Annotated in this window: 18 protein-coding genes and 1 rRNA gene; all 19 read right to left on the reverse strand. The window is 48.9% G+C overall.

The window, feature by feature from the left end:
- Positions 1 to 85, reverse strand: a 16S ribosomal RNA gene (locus BM058_RS15470); the annotation flags it as partial.
- 329 nt (positions 86 to 414) lie between these two features.
- Positions 415 to 1,881, reverse strand: a complete 1,467-nt coding sequence (gene lysS, locus BM058_RS15475; protein ID WP_407690190.1) for a lysine--tRNA ligase — start codon at positions 1,879 to 1,881, stop codon at positions 415 to 417.
- A gap of 323 nt (positions 1,882 to 2,204) precedes the next feature.
- Positions 2,205 to 3,194, reverse strand: a complete 990-nt coding sequence (gene dusB, locus BM058_RS15480; protein ID WP_090928143.1) for a tRNA dihydrouridine synthase DusB — start codon at positions 3,192 to 3,194, stop codon at positions 2,205 to 2,207.
- Positions 3,195 to 3,214: 20 nt separating this feature from the next.
- Positions 3,215 to 3,418 (reverse strand): helix-turn-helix domain-containing protein, encoded by a 204-nt coding sequence (locus BM058_RS15485; protein WP_090928145.1) that lies wholly within the window; start codon positions 3,416 to 3,418, stop codon positions 3,215 to 3,217.
- Positions 3,370 to 3,903 carry a 2-amino-4-hydroxy-6-hydroxymethyldihydropteridine diphosphokinase gene (folK, locus tag BM058_RS15490; RefSeq protein WP_090928147.1) on the reverse strand — a complete coding sequence of 178 codons (534 nt, stop codon included), beginning with the start codon at positions 3,901 to 3,903 and terminating at the stop codon, positions 3,370 to 3,372. The genes BM058_RS15485 and folK overlap by 49 nt, the downstream gene beginning before the upstream one ends.
- Positions 3,900 to 4,262 (reverse strand): dihydroneopterin aldolase, encoded by a 363-nt coding sequence (folB, locus tag BM058_RS15495; RefSeq protein WP_090928149.1) that lies wholly within the window; start codon positions 4,260 to 4,262, stop codon positions 3,900 to 3,902. Before folB ends, folK begins: the two co-directional genes overlap by 4 nt.
- The gene (gene folP, locus BM058_RS15500) at positions 4,255 to 5,076 is read right to left on the reverse strand and encodes a dihydropteroate synthase (RefSeq protein ID WP_090928151.1); all 822 of its coding nucleotides are present in this window, start codon (positions 5,074 to 5,076) and stop codon (positions 4,255 to 4,257) included. Before folP ends, folB begins: the two co-directional genes overlap by 8 nt.
- Positions 5,051 to 5,971 carry an aminodeoxychorismate lyase gene (gene pabC / locus BM058_RS15505; protein WP_090928153.1) on the reverse strand — a complete coding sequence of 307 codons (921 nt, stop codon included), beginning with the start codon at positions 5,969 to 5,971 and terminating at the stop codon, positions 5,051 to 5,053. Before pabC ends, folP begins: the two co-directional genes overlap by 26 nt.
- Before the next feature lie 4 nt (positions 5,972 to 5,975).
- Entirely contained in the window at positions 5,976 to 6,560 is a 585-nt protein-coding gene (gene pabA, locus BM058_RS15510; protein ID WP_090928155.1) for an aminodeoxychorismate/anthranilate synthase component II, read from the reverse strand.
- Entirely contained in the window at positions 6,544 to 8,034 is a 1,491-nt protein-coding gene (locus BM058_RS15515) for an anthranilate synthase component I family protein (RefSeq protein ID WP_090928186.1), read from the reverse strand. Before BM058_RS15515 ends, pabA begins: the two co-directional genes overlap by 17 nt.
- Before the next feature lie 66 nt (positions 8,035 to 8,100).
- The gene (gene cysK / locus BM058_RS15520; protein ID WP_090928187.1) at positions 8,101 to 9,027 is read right to left on the reverse strand and encodes a cysteine synthase A; all 927 of its coding nucleotides are present in this window, start codon (positions 9,025 to 9,027) and stop codon (positions 8,101 to 8,103) included.
- A 94-nt stretch (positions 9,028 to 9,121) separates the two neighbouring features.
- Complete coding sequence (hslO, locus tag BM058_RS15525) at positions 9,122 to 10,018, reverse strand: Hsp33 family molecular chaperone HslO (RefSeq protein ID WP_090928157.1); 897 nt, start codon at positions 10,016 to 10,018, stop codon at positions 9,122 to 9,124.
- A 304-nt stretch (positions 10,019 to 10,322) separates the two neighbouring features.
- On the reverse strand, positions 10,323 to 12,401 hold the full coding sequence (ftsH, locus tag BM058_RS15530) for an ATP-dependent zinc metalloprotease FtsH (protein ID WP_090928159.1): 2,079 nt from the start codon (positions 12,399 to 12,401) through the stop codon (positions 10,323 to 10,325).
- 67 nt (positions 12,402 to 12,468) lie between these two features.
- Positions 12,469 to 13,011: a hypoxanthine phosphoribosyltransferase gene (gene hpt, locus BM058_RS15535; RefSeq protein ID WP_090928161.1), complete on the reverse strand. Its 543-nt coding sequence runs from the start codon at positions 13,009 to 13,011 to the stop codon at positions 12,469 to 12,471.
- Positions 13,012 to 13,135: 124 nt separating this feature from the next.
- The gene (gene tilS / locus BM058_RS15540) at positions 13,136 to 14,536 is read right to left on the reverse strand and encodes a tRNA lysidine(34) synthetase TilS (protein ID WP_090928163.1); all 1,401 of its coding nucleotides are present in this window, start codon (positions 14,534 to 14,536) and stop codon (positions 13,136 to 13,138) included.
- Complete coding sequence (locus BM058_RS15545) at positions 14,520 to 14,963, reverse strand: threonine/serine exporter family protein (RefSeq protein ID WP_090928165.1); 444 nt, start codon at positions 14,961 to 14,963, stop codon at positions 14,520 to 14,522. The genes tilS and BM058_RS15545 overlap by 17 nt, the downstream gene beginning before the upstream one ends.
- A 30-nt stretch (positions 14,964 to 14,993) precedes the next feature.
- Positions 14,994 to 15,752, reverse strand: coding sequence for a threonine/serine exporter family protein (locus BM058_RS15550; RefSeq protein ID WP_090928167.1), 759 nt, complete (start codon positions 15,750 to 15,752; stop codon positions 14,994 to 14,996).
- 28 nt (positions 15,753 to 15,780) lie between these two features.
- Positions 15,781 to 16,788: a serine/threonine protein kinase gene (locus tag BM058_RS15555; protein ID WP_090928169.1), complete on the reverse strand. Its 1,008-nt coding sequence runs from the start codon at positions 16,786 to 16,788 to the stop codon at positions 15,781 to 15,783.
- Positions 16,748 to 17,491 carry a vWA domain-containing protein gene (locus BM058_RS15560; protein ID WP_090928171.1) on the reverse strand — a complete coding sequence of 248 codons (744 nt, stop codon included), beginning with the start codon at positions 17,489 to 17,491 and terminating at the stop codon, positions 16,748 to 16,750. The genes BM058_RS15555 and BM058_RS15560 overlap by 41 nt, the downstream gene beginning before the upstream one ends.
- Between the last annotated feature and the right edge of the window lie 8 nt (positions 17,492 to 17,499).

Below are 17,499 nucleotides of genomic sequence, written 5' to 3' on the forward strand. Positions count from 1 at the left end.
TTTCCGTCCGCTTCCCGCGCTCGACTTGCATGTATTAGGCACGCCGCCAGCGTTCGTCCTGAGCCAGGATCAAACTCTCCATTAAAAAAGTTTGATGCTGTGCTTGTGTTTCTTATCTGTATGGTCCGTAGACCATTTGAATTGACAGACGCTTGACTTTCATTCAATTTTCAAAGGGCAATGTCAGTGCCGTCTAAATGACGACTTTTTTATACTAACACCGTGCATACGGTATGTCAATATATTTTTTTGCGATTTGTGTGTGCGCTGTGTTTTTCAGCGACAAATAATAATATATCACCTGCGAAATTATTACACAACCCATACATTAAATTTTTTATATTGATTTTTTACAAAAGGTACAAAAAACAGCAGACAGGGCCGCAGTTCGAACTGCAGCCCCCCCTGTTTTTATCAGTCCTGGGATTGGCTGCGCATCAGCGGGAACAATAAAACATCACGGATTGAAGCAGAATTGGTTAAAAGCATAACAAGCCGGTCGATTCCAATTCCAAGGCCGCCGGTCGGCGGCAGTCCGTATTCCATCGCTTCCAGGTAATCGGTATCCATCCGGTGCGCTTCGTCATCTCCGCCTTCCCGTTCCTGAACCTGCGCTTCAAAACGCCGGCGCTGATCGACAGGATCGTTTAATTCTGTGAAGGCGTTACCGTGCTCCCGTCCCAATATAAACAGTTCAAAGCGGTCCGTAAAGCGGGGATCCTCTTCGTTCTTCTTGGCAAGAGGGGAGATTGCAAGCGGATGACCGTAAACAAAGACCGGCTGGATAAGTTTTTCTTCAACAAAGTGCTCGAAAAATTCATTAACAATATGGCCGAATGTCATCGTCTTTGTAACCTGCACGCCGTGTTCTTCTGCCAGAGCGTGTGCTTTCTCATCGCTCATATCCTCCCAGAAGTCGATGCCCGTCTCTTCCTTAATGGCATCCACCATATGAATCCGGCGCCAGGAAGGGGAAAGGTCAATCTCATGACTGTCATATACAATAGTTGTAGCTCCAATTACTTCTTCTGCAATATGGGCGATCAGATTCTCCGTCAGTGTCATGATATCGGTATAGTCGGCATAGGCTTCATACAGTTCTATCATCGTAAATTCCGGATTATGGCGGGTTGAAATCCCTTCATTACGGAACACACGGCCAATCTCATATACTTTTTCCATTCCGCCGACAATCAAGCGTTTCAGATGAAGTTCAATGGCAATACGAATATAAAGCTCCATATCAAGGGCATTGTGGTGCGTAATAAATGGCCGCGCCGACGCACCACCGGGAATGGAATGAAGCATCGGAGTTTCCACTTCAAGATACCCCTGGTCATCGAGATAACGCCGCATCGACTGCAGAATTTTGCTGCGTACTACAAACGTATCCCGGACTTCCGGATTTACAATCAAATCCAGATAACGCTGGCGGTAACGCTGCTCAACGTCTTTCAATCCATGAAATTTATCCGGAAGGGGCCGCAGGGATTTAGATAAAAGATTAAACTCCGACGCTTTCACGGATAATTCGCCGACCTTGGTTTTGAACGCTGTGCCGGTTACACCGACAAAATCACCGATATCGGTATTCTGAAATAATTCATACGTTTCTTCCCCGACCTGATCTTTACGTACATAAATCTGAATCTGACCGGAGATATCCTGTATATGGGCAAAGCCTGCTTTCCCTTTACCACGCTTGGTCATGACACGACCTGCCAGAGAAACCGGTGTTTCCTGTTCTTCGAGTTCTTCTTTCGAAAATTCATCAAACTGCTCCGCCATGGAAGCTGCCGTATGGGTCCGGTCAAAACGTTTTCCGAAAGGGTCCCGCCCCTGTTCCTGCATGGATTCCATCTTTTCCCGGCGCACCGCCATTTGATCATTTTGTTCCTGTTTCTGACTCAACAACAACAACTCCTCATATCTTAAAGTTTAAAACCATGTTCTGCTCATATAAATAGGACTGACCCTGGTTCCCAGAGGCAGCCCCGTTTTTTGAGGACCACATTTATTCCGGTGCAGGCCTCTGTCTATGTTCCGCCGCAGTGAGCGGAAAATGACGGCTGCTGACGCCCCGCCGCAAAAGGGACTGCAGGAAGCAGGTCCGTTCGGAGCCGCCACGGGACGTGGCGGCTCCGCCTTTGATCGCCCGGCCATCAACAGAAATCCACCTGCCTGCGCTGATGGAGCCGCCTTTTTTATACTGCCGCTGTTTTTTGTTCCAGCTGCTCGACGAAATCGTACAAGGCTTCTGCAACATCATCCCTGTAATCCAGGTGATTGATTGTATCACGGACTTTGTTGTTGCCACGCATACCTTTCAGGTACCAGGCCGCATGTTTTCTCATTTCTTTCACAGCTACCGTTTCTCCTTTAAGAGCGATGAGACGGTCCATGTGTATCATACATACATCTATTTTCTCTCTTGATGACGGTTCGTCAGTAAATTCTCCTGTTTCCAGGTACTGAATCGTGCGGTACAGCATCCATGGGTCCCCCAGAGCTGCACGTCCTACCATGACACCGTCCACTCCGGTCTGGTCAAGCATGGACTTAGCGTCCTGCGGGGTCTTGACGTCTCCGTTTCCGATGACCGGGACGTTTACCGCATTTTTTACATCTTTGAGAATATCCCAGTCGGCCACGCCTTCATACATCTGCACGCGGGTGCGGCCGTGCAGAGATACAGCTTTGCCCCCGGCTTCCTCAATAGCACGGGCGTTTTCCACTGCTAAAATATGTTCATCATCCCAGCCCATTCTCATTTTTACCGTAACAGGCTTATCTACGGCATCCACCGCTGCTTTAACCATTTCATAGATTTTATCAGGGTCAAGAAGCCACTTGGCTCCCGCATCACATTTGGTGATTTTAGGAACCGGGCACCCCATATTAATATCAATGATGTCCGCATTTGTCTGCTGATCGACTATTCGGGCCGCTTCTGCCATTGTTTCTTTTTCGCCCCCGAAGATTTGAAGGCTGAGCGGCTTTTCTCTTTCATCAACATACAGCATTTTCATCGATTTTTCGTTTTGATTGACAATGGCCTTATCACTAACCATTTCCGCGCAGACAAGGCCGGTGCCGAATTCCTTGGCAATCAAACGGAAAGCGGGATTGCAGACTCCTGCCATCGGCGCCAGTACCACCGGATTTTTCAGTTCAATGTTATCTATTTTCAGCAACGCTTGCGCACCTCCTGCATTTAATGAGATTGAAGTTCCTCCATTGACACACCCAGAGCGTCTGCTGTCTTCTGTAAAAATGCCTCATCCGGGACCCGGCTTCCACGTTCCACCTGTCCGAGGATCGAAACAGCGATTCCCATATTCCCGGCAAGGCTGATCTGTGTAAATCCTTTCAGTTTTCGAAAAGCCCGAATCCTCCTTGCCCAAAGCAGTTCTTCCATACATGCACACCTTCTTTTTCCCGGCTGGATAATGGAGCCGCAAGCTCCTGTATCGTCTGCCGATAATGCGATACGTAATGAGATGCAGCAATTTCACACAGGGGTATCAGCACAAAAGCTCTTTCATGCATTCTAGGATGAGGGATATTTAATTCATTCATCTTAATATTTTCATCATTGAAGAGTAAAATGTCAAGGTCTATGGTGCGGGGGCCCCAATGTTTGTCACGAACCCGGTCGAGCCTGTGTTCGATGGACTGTGTGATTTCCAGCAGCTCAAGAGGTGTCATGTCCGTACGAAGAGAAAGAACCATGTTCAAAAAAGAAGGCTGATCTGTCACTCCCACCGGGGCAGTTTCATAAATGGAAGACAGCTCTGTTACGTGAAGGCGCGGATGCTCCCCGAGCTCCCGGACACCTTCGCGAAGATAATACTCCCGGTCCCCGATGTTTGATCCCAAGGCGATATAACTGTGATTCATCATTCCCGTGACCTCGTCAATTCAATGGCGACGTATTCATAATGGCCGTCTATCGGCGGGTTCGGTTTTTTCACCTTTACGGTTGCCGTCTTCACGATGGAAAAGGCATGTAAAACTTCATCGGTAATCTCTTCAGCAATGGTTTCCACCAGATTGTAACATTTCTCTTCTACGACTGTTTTCACCGCTTGGTGTGCTTCAGCATAATTGACGCTCTTTTCGAGGTTGTCTTCAGCGGCCGCTTCCTTTAAATCTGCTTCCAGAACAAGATCCACCCAAAAAGGCTGTCCCAACTTATTTTCTTCCGGAAACACTCCGTGATACGCGTAAAATTCCATGCCTTTCAGAAAAATTTTATCCAACGGTTGTCACCTTTCCTTTTCCGAGCATCGCATCCATCATTTTAACCGTCCGGCTCATTTCCAGTACATCATGAACCCGCACAATATCAGCTCCCCGTTCAATACCGAGACTGATGGTGGCACCGGTGCCTTCCACCCGGTCCGAAGCAGGAAGATCCAGGGTTTTTGATACGAGGGATTTGCGTGACGTGCCGAGAAGAACGGGATAATCGAGCGCCGTAAATTCCTCGAGCCTCCGCATGACTTCCAAGTTCTGATCATACGTTTTGGCAAAACCGATTCCGGGATCCAGAATGATACGGTCTTTTCGGACCCCGGCACTACGGCAGATTTCAATACTTTCTTCGATATCTGCTATCATATCTTTCATCACGTCGTTATAATCCGTGTTTTCGCGGTTATGCATTAAAATAATAGGGGCGTCATAACAGGCAGCTACACCGGCCATTTCAGGATCCGCTTTGGCACCCCGGACATCATTGATGATGTCGGCTCCTGCCTCAAGCGCCGCCCGGGCGGTTTCAGCCTTATACGTATCAATGGATAGCGGGACCGTCAAATGAGCACTCAGTTCCTTCAGTACAGGAATAACCCGGCGCCTTTCCTCTTCCCCTTCCACCTTGGTGGAACCTGGACGAGTGGACTCACCGCCGACGTCAATCATATCTGCTCCCTGTTCAATCATATCCCGGGCACGCTGCAACGCATTTTCTTTTTGGTTATACAGCCCTCCATCTGAAAAGGAGTCCGGTGTTACATTCAAAATCCCCATCACATAGGTTTTATCTTTAAAATGAAAATCCTTGTTGTTCATTTCGGCCTCTCTCCTTCTCCCTCTCCGGCTCTTTCATGTCCACTGCTTTCCACAGGAAGCAGCGGTACGTGGTGTAACTCTTTCGCAGGAGACGGGCTGCTGTGCGCTGCTCTTCTTTGTACCTGCAGGTTCCGACTGCTTTAAGCGGTACAATTTCCTGAATGGAGTTGGTCAAAAACGCTTCTTCCGCCCGGTATATATGGTCAGCCGAAAAGCGGCCTTCCCTTACATAGTATCCGTGCGCTTCTGCCAATTTCATTACAAACGAGCGGGTCACTCCCTGCAAAATACCTGTTTCAGGCGAAGGGGTGTACAGGGTATCAGCGCGTCTCCAGAAAATATTGGAGACGATCCCTTCTGCAACAGCTCCCTGTTCCGTCAAAAACAAGCCTTCCACCCCGGGATCGGCCCCCGTCTCACGTTTTCCGGCGATATTGTTCAGGTAATGATGAGACTTGAGACGTTCCGGCGTTTCCGGTGTGTTACGAAAAATTCGTAAGAACTCTGCCGTTTTCGATGGTTCTTCTATGTCTTCCGGAGCCGGAAGGGGTTTCATATATATAATGACAACCGGGTTGTCATATACCTGTGTAGAAATACCGGAATCGGCAGGACCGGCGGAAATGTTATACCGAACATAGGCATTATTCCACCCGTTTGCTTCCATAAGCATCTGCAGCTGGGATAGAACCTCCTGCCTGTCATATGTCCAGGCTATATTCAACCACCGCAGTCCATTTTCCATTCTCCGGAAATGATCATCCAGAAGGAAAGGATGACCGTTGTAAATCCGGAAAGTTTCAAATAAACCCAATCCGTACATAAAACCATGTTCAAAAACAGAAAGACGAGCAGCGCCCGCCTCCTGTACCTCTCCATTTATATACACATACATCGATTCAAACTCCCTGCGGGCTTTTATGGGCTTCGATGAAATTACGGAGCAGCTGTCTTCCTTCACCAGTCATAATGGATTCCGGGTGAAACTGGACACCTTCCACCGCTGCGGTTTTATGGCGGATCCCCATAATTTCACCCATGCTGGTCTCCGATGTAATCTCAAAGCAGTCCGGAAGCGTCTCTCTCTCTACGATCAAGGAATGATAACGGGTGGCCGTAAAGGGATCGGGCAGTCCTTTATAAACCGACCGGCCGTCATGATAAATCTCAGACGTTTTGCCGTGCATCAATCTGTCGGCGCGTATTACAACACCCCCAAAAACCTGAGCGATGGACTGGTGACCAAGACACACTCCAAATACCGGAATGCGCCCCGCAAAACGCTTGACCGCTTCCATACTGATACCCGCTTCATCCGGACTGCATGGTCCGGGGGACACCATAAGAAAATCCGGAGCCATTTCTTCTATTTCTTCAAGCGTTATTTTATCATTGCGGCGGACAACCAACTCTTCTCCCATCTCTCCAAGGTACTGTACCAGGTTGTACGTAAAAGAGTCGTAATTATCAATCATTAAAATCATAAACCTGCTCCTCCTCTGCTCTTCTCATATTTTCGTGCCTCTCTGCTTCGCTCTGCTCTTTGGCCTGCCACAGTGCCTGTGCTTTCCGCAGCGATTCCTCGTATTCCTCTTCCGGATCTGAATCAATCACAATCCCTGCACCGGCCTGGACGTAGGTTTTTCCGCCTGTTACCACCATCGTACGGATGGAAATATTGAGCTCCATATCATTATTAAACCCAATCCATCCGAGCGAACCAGTATACATGCCGCGCCTTACCGGTTCCATCTCCTCAATAATCTCCATGGTCCGGATTTTCGGGGCTCCGGTAATCGTACCTCCGGGAAAAGCTGCTTTTATCATATCATAAACATCCACCTGTTCGGCAAGTTTTCCTTTCACATTGGAAACAATGTGCATCACATGAGAATACCGCTCCACGACCATCAGCTCATCCACTTCCACACTTCCCGGGGTGCAGACTTTTCCGAGGTCATTGCGCTCAAGGTCAACGAGCATCACATGCTCCGCTCGTTCTTTATCCGTATCCATCAACTCTTTTTCATAACCCCTGTCCGTTTCGGATGAATGTCCACGGGGCCTTGTACCGGCAATCGGACGTGTGGAGGCTTCTGTTCCCCTTTTTTTGATGAGAAGCTCCGGTGATCCCCCGACCAGCTGCAGATCCGGGGTGTGAAAATAGCCCATGTAAGGAGAGGGGTTCAATTCCCTCAGTTTTTCATAAATGTGAAGAGGCGGCGTGAGCAGATCCTCCGACTGACGTACCGATAAGTTGACCTGAAATACATCGCCGCGGCGGATGTATTCTTTCACCTGCTCCACCGACTCCGCGAAGGCCTCCCTCGAAAAAGATGCTTCTTTTCCGGACTCCGCAGCAGAGGGTGTACCGCCTTCATTCCGGCTGGAAACAGGAGGTGTCTGCCATAGCTGTCTCCACTCCTGCCACTTCCGGGATGCAGCGACTTCTCGTCCTTTTTCATGGTGCAGAACAATCCATAATTCCTTCGTCACGTGGTCATAAATAAACACGTGCTGGAAAGCTAAAAAGGATAGATCCGGAGTTTGAAGATCATCCGCTGCCTCCACAGGTATCTCTTCGATAAAGCGGACGTAGTCGTAACTGATTGAACCGACCACCCCTGTTTGAAAATCGGGAGCATCCGGGATGGTTTCCACCTGAAAAGGATCAAGCCACTTTTTCATCTCATCAAGCGGATCTCCCTTTCGGTACAGAGTGTCCTGTTCAGTATCCACCTGCAGCGTACCATTTTTTGCGGTGAACACCGCGAACGGCTCAAGAGCTGCTATACTGTAACGGCCTTTCTGCCCGCTTTCCAAAAAAGCATGGTACGGTTTTCCTTCACTTAAAGCATAGTACGCTTTATAAAACCGCGCTTCCGGATATGCAAAAGAAGACGCCATCACTTTGTAGGAAGCAGCAGAATCAGGAACCGGTGACATTCCGGCATTCATCATCATCACCTTCCATACAGGAAAAGCAGAGCCGCCAGGCCCTGCTTTCCCAACATGCGTTTTGTTTTACTCTTCTTCGAACTGGTAAAGAGGAGTACTGAGATAACGTTCACCATTACTTGGAATAACAGCTACTACCTTTTTGCCTTTGCCGAGTTTTTTCGCTTCCTGAAGCGCTGCATAAATCGCAGACCCTGAAGAAATGCCACCGAGCACTCCTTCTTCTTTTGCAGCGCGTCTGGCGTAATCAAAAGACTGTTCGGTAGTGACCGTCATCACTTCATCATAAATATCTGTATCGAGAATTCCCGGAACAAAGCCGGCACCGATACCCTGAATTTTATGAGGACCTTTATTCCCACCGCTTAGAACAGGGGAATCCGCTGGTTCAAGCGCGATAATACGGAGATCCGGATAATGCTCTTTCAAGAGTTTTCCTGCCCCGGTTATCGTGCCGCCTGTTCCGATACCCGAAACAAACGAATCAATCTGACCGTCCACCTGCTCCAGAAGCTCCCGGCCCGTCGTTTCGCGATGAATCTTTGGATTCGCTTCGTTTTCAAACTGCTGCGGCATGAAATATCCTTTTTCTTCCGCCAGCTCATTTGCTTTGCTGATGGCACCGCCCATACCTTCAGGTCCGGGTGTCAAAACAAGTTCTGCTCCGAATGCCTGAAGCAGATTACGACGCTCCATACTCATGGTATCAGGCATAACAAGAACGGATCTGTAGCCTTTCGCGGCTGCTACCATAGCAAGACCGATTCCCGTGTTGCCGCTTGTCGGTTCAATTATGGTGTCGCCTTCTTTCAGATTTCCGTCCCGTTCCGCGGCTTCAATCATGGCAAGTGCAATACGGTCTTTTACGCTGCTTCCGGGGTTCATAAACTCCAGCTTCAAATATACATCCGCATCGTTTTCGCCGGTCAAGCGGTTCAACTTGACTAAAGGTGTTTCTCCAATGAGTTCGGTAATGTTATTTGCTACTTTCATTTCCATCCGTTCCCCCTCATAATACCAAGTAAATTTATTGGTTTTGTTGTCTAAATAGTACCAGCCTTCACGCAGCGTGTCAAATGAAACCGCCTTATTGCGTGTTATTCTCTATATTCCACGCTTCATCTTTCAGTTCCTGCAGATCCTCCGCGGAAAATTGATAAATTTCATTACAGAAATGGCACTGTGTTTCCGCCCCGCCATCTTTTTCGATCATATCCTGAAGTTCTTCTGTACCGAGAGACGTTAATGCATTCGCAACCCGCTCGGAAGAACAGTGGCAGGAAAAAGTAACAGGTGACGTCTCAAGCACGTTTACTTCATCGCCAAAAATGAGATGCAGAATCTCTTCTGGTGTTTTCCCTTTTTCGATAAGTTTGGAAACCGGAGGCATTGCCTCCAGCTGCTTTTCAATACTATCGGCAAGATCTTCTTCGGCATCGGGCATAACCTGAATAATGAAACCGCCGGCAGCCATGATTGAGTGGTCCGGATTAACAAGAACACCCAGCCCTACCGAGGAGGGGATCTGCTCTGAAGAAGCAAAGTAATACGTGAAATCATCACCGACTTCTCCGGATACAATCGGGACACTGCCGGTGAAGTGTTCTTTCATGCCCAAATCCTTGACTACAGATAAAACTCCTTGTGTTCCGACAGCCTGAGCGACATCGAGTTTCCCTTTATCATTCAGGTCAAAATGCACCTGCATATTATGAGCATATCCTCTGGTATCACCGTCGGAGTTGCTGTCCACGATGATCGGCCCCATCGGCCCGTCGCCTTCCAGTTTAATGGTCAGCTTATCATCGCCTTTGAGCATAGCACCCATCATGGATCCCGCACTCATCGCTCTCCCGAGGGCGGCCGACGCAGTAGGCCAGGCCTGGTGGCGCCTTGCTGCCTCATTCACCATATTCGTCGTCTGTACCGCATATGCCCGGATTTTTCCGTTATATGCTGTGGATTTCACCAAATAGTCTTCCATAGAGGAAAACCTCCTCTCTTTCATTTTGTTTTAGTATTTATAGATACGGATAAGCTTAGAACTTGTTTGCCGGGGAAGATATCGGCCGGTCGACCTGTGACCTACAGGATTATATCTCATAAATGATAGGATTTCCAAGCAATCTGCTCTGATACCCGTTTTTATTCCAGTTAATACCGACCGGACCCCGTATCTTAAGAGACAGCTGCAGCCGTCCTTTGGTTCCACATTCCCGCAGGAAACATAACAGATTCTTTTTAAAAAGGGATGCCTCGTTTAAGGCATCCCTTTTCTGGACAGCTGCTTATCTTCGATCATCTTCATCGGAAGAAGGCGGGCTGTTAGTTCCCAGGCTTTCCGAGTCTGTTTTGTCTTCCGCCTTTTTCTCATTTGAAGTGCTCTTTCCCTGCTCTTCATCGGCGGAATCGGTGTTATCTGTTTCGGATTCCTGTTTGGACTGGATATTTACTTTTACATCGCTTTCGTCCGAATCGGACGCGTTCTTTGCGCCGACTTCCTCATCATCTTTATTGGAATGATGATCTTCCGGAAGTTTTCCATACTGTACAAGAGATTCAATCTGTTCTGCGTCGAGGGTTTCCAGCTCCAACAGGGAAGCAGCAACCGCTTCGAGCTTATCTTTGTTTTCTGTAAGAATCTGCTTGCATCGTTCATAACATTCGTTAACGATGTTTTGTACTTCTTTGTCAATTTCGTGAGCGATGGCATCACTGTAGTTCTGTTCATTCTGAATATCCCGGCCCAGAAATACCTGACCGCCGCTTGAACCGAATTGAACCGGACCAAGCTTTTCACTCATACCGTATTCGGTCACCATTTTACGGGCGATTTCCGTTGTACGCTGGAAGTCGTTATGAGCCCCGGTACTGACTTCATTGAACATTACTTCCTCAGCGACACGGCCGCCGAGAAGTCCGGTGATTTTATCAACCAGTTCCGGTCTGGTCATAAAGAAACGGTCTTCCTTCGGGAGCATGACGGCGTAACCGCCTGCCTGTCCGCGCGGTACGATGGTTACCTTGTGCACCATATCGGCGTTTTCGAGTTTGACGCCGACTACAGTATGTCCAGCCTCGTGATGGGCAACAATATTCTTTTCTTTTTCGGAAATAACCCGGCTCTTCTTGGCAGGACCGGCAATCACGCGGTCAATCGCTTCTTCGATGTGACTCATACGGATTTTTTCCACATCCGACCGGGCTGCCACAAGTGCAGCTTCGTTCAACAGGTTCTCAAGGTCCGCTCCTGTGAAACCAGGCGTACGCTGTGCGATGGCTTTCAGGTTCACGTCATCAGCAAGCGGTTTGTTGCGGGCGTGTACGCCGAGCACTTCTTCCCGGCCTTTGACGTCAGGACGGCCGACCATAATCTGACGGTCGAAACGACCCGGACGAAGCAGGGCAGGGTCGAGAACGTCAGAACGGTTGGTAGCGGCAATGATAATGATTCCTTCATTGGCACTGAAACCGTCCATTTCAACAAGCAGCTGGTTCAGCGTCTGCTCACGTTCGTCATGACCGCCGCCTACACCGGCGCCGCGCTGCCGGCCGACCGCATCAATTTCATCGATGAAAATGATACACGGTGCGTTTTTCTTTGCGTTTTCAAACAAATCGCGGACACGGGATGCCCCGACACCAACGAACATTTCCACAAAGTCCGAACCGCTGATAGAGAAAAACGGCACGCCTGCCTCACCGGCTACGGCGCGGGCAATCAGGGTCTTACCTGTTCCAGGCGGCCCTACCAGAAGTACGCCTTTTGGAATACGGGCGCCGATACTCGCAAATTTGCGCGGATCTTTCAGGAAGTCAACCACTTCGATGAGTTCCTGTTTCTCTTCTTCGGCACCGGCAACATCTTTGAAGCGTTCTTTCTTCTTATCATCCTGCTGGGAAAGCTTGGCCTTGCTTTTGCCGAAGTTCATCATCTTGCTTCCGCCGCCCTGCGCCTGGCTGAGCAGGAAGAAAAAGAGAATAAAGATAATCACAAATGGAATGATGGAAGTGAAGAAGGTTACCCATGCGCTCGGCTCTTCGGCAGGCTCTGTATTCAGTTCAAGCGGACCGCCTCCGGCTCCTTCTGCTGTCATCAGCATCTGTGTGTTCTCTTCGGAAATCGGAAGGTGCGTCTGGAAGGTTTCGCCTTCAGATTGATCGGCTGTCTGACCTTCAACCAGATATACTTCCCCTTCCGGCTGTAATGTGACATTCGCTATTTGATTATCCTGCAGCTGCGTGACAAACTCCTGCGTTGTAAGTTCTGTCGTATCGGTCTGGTCATTACTGAGAAAACTGATGATTCCTATAATGACCAGGAACAATAACAAGTAAAAAACAGTGTTTCGAAAAATTCGGTTCATTCCTGACCTCCTCCCGCGGGCATTGACAACTTAGGTAATAGTACCATATTTGTTTTCTTTCTCACAATCATGACCCCTTGTAAATCTCCGGCTTTAAAATTCCAATGTAAGGGAGGTTTCGGTACTTTTCTGCATAGTCCAGCCCGTATCCGACAACAAACTCATCGGGAACGGTAAATCCAGCAGTATCCGGCACCAGCTCCACCTGCCTGCCTTCCGGCTTATCCAGAAGAGTGACAATCTTAAGAGAAGCGGCGCCTCTGTGTTGAATCATGCTGATGAGATAATTGAGCGTTACGCCGCTGTCTATGATATCTTCGAGAATAATGACATCCCGGCCCTTCACCGATGTATCAAGATCCTTGATAATTTTCACTTCACCGCTTGAGACAGTACCACTGCCATAACTCGAGACGTCCATTACATCCATTTCAAGATGATCATCGAACCGCTTGGCTATATCCGACATAAAAGGAAGTGCTCCTTTCAGCACTCCAATAACAAGCGGAAAGCGTCCTTTATACTCTTCCGTTAAATCACGGCCGATTTCACGGATTTTATTCTGCAGCTGTTCTTCATCAATTAGTACCTGCTGAATATCATTATGCATTTGTTTTTATTTTACCCTCCCGAGTGCTGTATACGCTCTGCTTTTTCCTCACAAAAATGTGCGCATTCCATCATATCATGAATCCAGGGGCAATTTCATCCCAAACGAATGCAGGGCCCGGTTTCTATCCGGACATCGGCCGGCACATGAGAAAAACCGGCCGCTGCCGCGTGGAATAACCAGAACGCAGATGGTACGATGATTTTTTTACGAAAGGGAGCCATAAAACGGTTCCCTCCGCGTCGGTAACAACCGGCTGAAACGGGCGCTGCCGAAGGGGGATCTTTGCATCGATCAGGATGCGGTTCAGTTTTTTACTCCCTGTCATGCCTATTGGACTCAGCCGGTCCCCTTCCCGGCGCGGACGGATATGAAGGGGTAAAGATATTTCTTCCTTCTCTAAAATAAGGAGATCCTCATTATGTTTCACTTTTTCCGGAGGGTCATACGCGGCTTCCACCACATAACCGCCATAGAAAACAGTCCCCGGCACATGCAGGCGGACCGGATCCGGCTGATTTTCTTCCTGTACAACATGGTGCGCAAATGTAACCTGGTCATAATTGCGGCGCACAACCAGACTGCCGGGCCAGTCAAGAACCGCGGATGGTTGATTCCCATGCAGCAGTGCCAGAAACTGCTCGATATGTACAACGGACAATTCTAAAGTATTATATGTGTATAGATACTTTAATATTAGAGGAATCCCTCTTCTTTGTAAAGGAAGCGGCAGCGCTTCCATTCCTTTTATGGAAATCGTCACGGAATGTTCATCGCGGGATATAATACGCCGCGTCCATTCTTCTTCCGCCAGGCTTTCCACGTAGCTTCGTTCTTCTTCCATCCAGTCTGCAAAGCGCTGAAAATGACGGTGCACAAATGGCTCCTCTTCCTTTAAGGCCGGCAAAACACGCTGCCTGATCCGGTTTCTTGTGTATTTATCCGATTGGTTGCTCTCATCTTCCTGAAAAGGAACATGATACAGCCGGCAGTACTCATAAATCTCCTCTTTCGTCACGCCAAGAAGCGGACGGATCAGCACTCCGCCGGCAAACGCGCGTTTCGCCTTAACAGAAATGTCTCCCAGTAATGCCCGGCCGGCCGACTGTTTCATGAGCATGGTTTCGAGTTGATCATCAGCATGATGACCCGCAGCCAGAACAGATACCGATTGCTCCTTCATCAGATCAGCCAGATATTCATAACGCAGGATTCGCGCCTGTTCCTGAACGCCTCCACCCTCTGCTGCTATTTTCTCTTCTACAGAAACCCGGGTGCAGAAAAAAGGAATATTCTGTTCTTCACACCACTCTTTCACAAACTGTTCATCCCTGTCTGCCGTTTCCTCCCTGAGACCGTGATGAACATGTGCTGCCATGACGGTGAGATTCCATGCTGGTTCCATTTCTTTTAGAAAGTGCAGAAGCGCCATCGAGTCAGGCCCTCCGGAAACGGCGGTGAGAACCTTCGCCCCCGGGGAAAGCAGACGGCAGTCCCTTATCCATTGTTCAACGGTCTGTTTCATAACGTTGTCCGGCTCCTTTCCCGATTGAAAAGAGCGAAAGGGCGAATCCAACCCCGCCGGCGATCGCGCCTGCCTGCAGCAGTGTCTCCACACTCAGTCCGAGACCGTTCACATAGTTCTCTTCCACAAACGCAAGCATGCTTTCATACGCACGTCCTCCTGGAACAAGCGGGATAATGCCCGGAATCATAAAAGTGGTCACCGGAACTTTTTTAAACTTCGCCAGGCGGTGGGAAGTAAAAGCGGCAGTGAATGCAGCCACAGCAGCTGCATTCACCTGGGTAAAACCAATCTCAGGAAGAGTTCCGTAAATAAACCAGGTTAACATGCCGATTCCTCCCCCCCACCAGACTAAACGGAGCGGGATATTGAAAATAATTCCGAAAGCAACAGTCGACATAAAACAAAATATCAGTTCAAGCCACATCGATACTCACTCTCCCCCTGAAATCAGCCGTTAAAAATAGAGAACGGACAAAGAAACAACGGTACCAGCGGCGATAGACAAAGAAGTAACCGCCGCTTCCGCCCCGCGGGCCACCCCGGCCATCAAATCCCCGGACATAAGGTCCCGTACGGAGTTTGTAAGTTGAACACCCGGAACGAGCGGGATAAGGGTGCCGATAACGACCTGATCCATATTCTGCACCATGCCGCCTGTTTCAAGACCCACCGCTGCAAGAACCCCCGTAGCGGCAGCAAGAAACTCAGCGAAAAACTTCACGTTCAGGAATTTCTGATAAAGAACCAGCGTGAGAGTTGTAATTAGTCCGCCGATAAAAGCTGGAATAATATCGATAAAACTGTCGCCAATTAAATAGGAGAAAGCAGCCCCGCCGATTCCGGAAGCCAGATTAATGAGCCAGACCGGATAATTCATCGGCGCCTTTTTAATCTCCCTGAGCTTTTCCGCCGCTTCTTCAATGGAAAGAATGCTGTGCGTAAATTCCCGGGATACCTGGTTCACCGCGGTTACTTTACTTAAGTCCTGATACCTCTCCCGGACCCGGATCATCTGAAGGAAATCATCTTCATCATCCGTACGGAACGAAAGAAAAATCCCCGTCAATGTGACGAACGTGTTAATATTGTGCATCCCAGCGGCTTTTGCCATCCGGTACATCGTCTCTTCAACGCGGTAGGTTTCAGCTCCGTAACGCAGCAGCAATTTACCACTTGTAAGACAGAGCGACATCGTCTTCTCCGCTTTTCCCATGCAGGGTCCTCTCCCTCTCTTTTTCCTTTTACATCCATTGTCCCATAAAGTATAGAACAGATGACAGGAAGAGAAAAGAGGTTGTAAGAATTATTTCCGGACGGTAGGAGGCTTTTTCTTTTGACGAACCGGCAGATCCTCGCCGGCCCTGGGTGCTTTTACGTGGATTCCCTGTCCGCTGCTGGTTCCGCGGGGGTTTTCGGCTTGTCTTTTTTTCGATGGTTTGGATCAAATCTTTTTTCATAAGCTGAGCGTTGGGATATTCTCCTTTCAGCGCACGGAGCAGTACGTTTTGATATGCCGCAAGCGGCGGGGAATGTTGAATATAACGACGCAGCAGCGAAAGCGTTTTTTCCGAAGATGCACCGACGGGTTTGTCAAAACGCCGAGGGTACGCTGTTTCTATAAGTATCATGGCTGCAGCGAATAAATCATAAGATGGTTCTGCCTTCCGGTCGCCAAGCCCCCAGTACCCCCGGTCGTAAAACTCCGTATATTCTTTGACAGCCCGGCCCTGCTTCGTCGTTCCACCGACATCAAACCACCGCACCCGGGAAGGAGGTCCTGTAATAATTAGATTGTCCGGCTTCAGATCCCCAAAGATCCATCCTTCCTGATGGAGCCGGTCCAAATCCCCAAGCAGCTGCACCATAAAAACCGGAATCCACTCCGTCCCCCGTTTTTTCGCAAAATCCAGAAGGGTTTCCCCTTCGAGGTATTCCATACAGAAAAAGGGGTACACCTCCCCCTTCCATATCAAATCATCCACGTCCAGAAGGGAGGGGCCAAGAACATTTCCCTGCACCTTCGAAAAGGCCCTGAGCACATTCACCTCGGACGTCAAAGACATCTTATCCTCCCCGATTTTCACCGCTTTCTGCCCTGTCCGTGTATGAGCCAGATAAACGACACCGTTTGCCCCTTTACCTAATGTTTTTATTATTTTGTACGGATTCTGGTTCCACTTGCCGGTCCAGGCTGTGCCCGGCACAAGGTCAAAAGCCTGATTCTTCGATTGGGAATTCATCTTCTCCATAACGTTTCAGACTCCTTTTTGATAAGCGCTTGTCAAAGTGCTGAAGCGCAGCCTGCAGGGCAGGCCCGGTCGGGGTAATACCTCCGGTTGTCATTCGCTGAAAAACACCCGTCAGTGAATTCATTTCAGGGGTCCAGTCCAGTACCTTTTCTGTTTCTTTTCGTTTACCCGGAAAGACAAACAAGGCAAAATGGTTTTCTCCCGTTCTCGAATGGAGACTGATAGATAAATCGGTCAACGCATCCTGTACCATCGGAAGTTTTGGTTTCATGCTCGCACTCATATCAACGAGTATCAGCACGTCCAAATTCACTGTTTCTCCCAATTCATCAACAACGTCGATGACTTCTCCTCTTTTATCAGGCGGAAGATCGTCCACTTCCTGACCGCTGCCGAGTATTTGACTGAGTTCGTTCTGCACAACACCGTGAAGGGTGTGCGTCATCGACTGTTTTGTGACCATTTGGACGGTCCGGGCCAGTTGATTCACATTTACAATCTGACTCACTCCCCCTCCGGAAGCCGCGATACTTTCCACTTCCTGCAGCCCGTGATCGCGCGCAGACCCGTGATCCAGTACCCCGACCACATTTACGGTGATCCCTTTTTCCTTGGCAAAAGCTGCGACAGCAGCGGGGTCCTCTCCTTGATTGGAGCAGCCGTCGGTTAAAAGTAAAATCTGTTTGATTTTTCCGTGGTTCATTTCTTTTC

It is taken from the genome of Salibacterium qingdaonense (genome assembly GCF_900114715.1).
GTDB classification, from domain to species: Bacteria; Bacillota; Bacilli; order Bacillales; family Marinococcaceae; genus Salibacterium; species Salibacterium qingdaonense.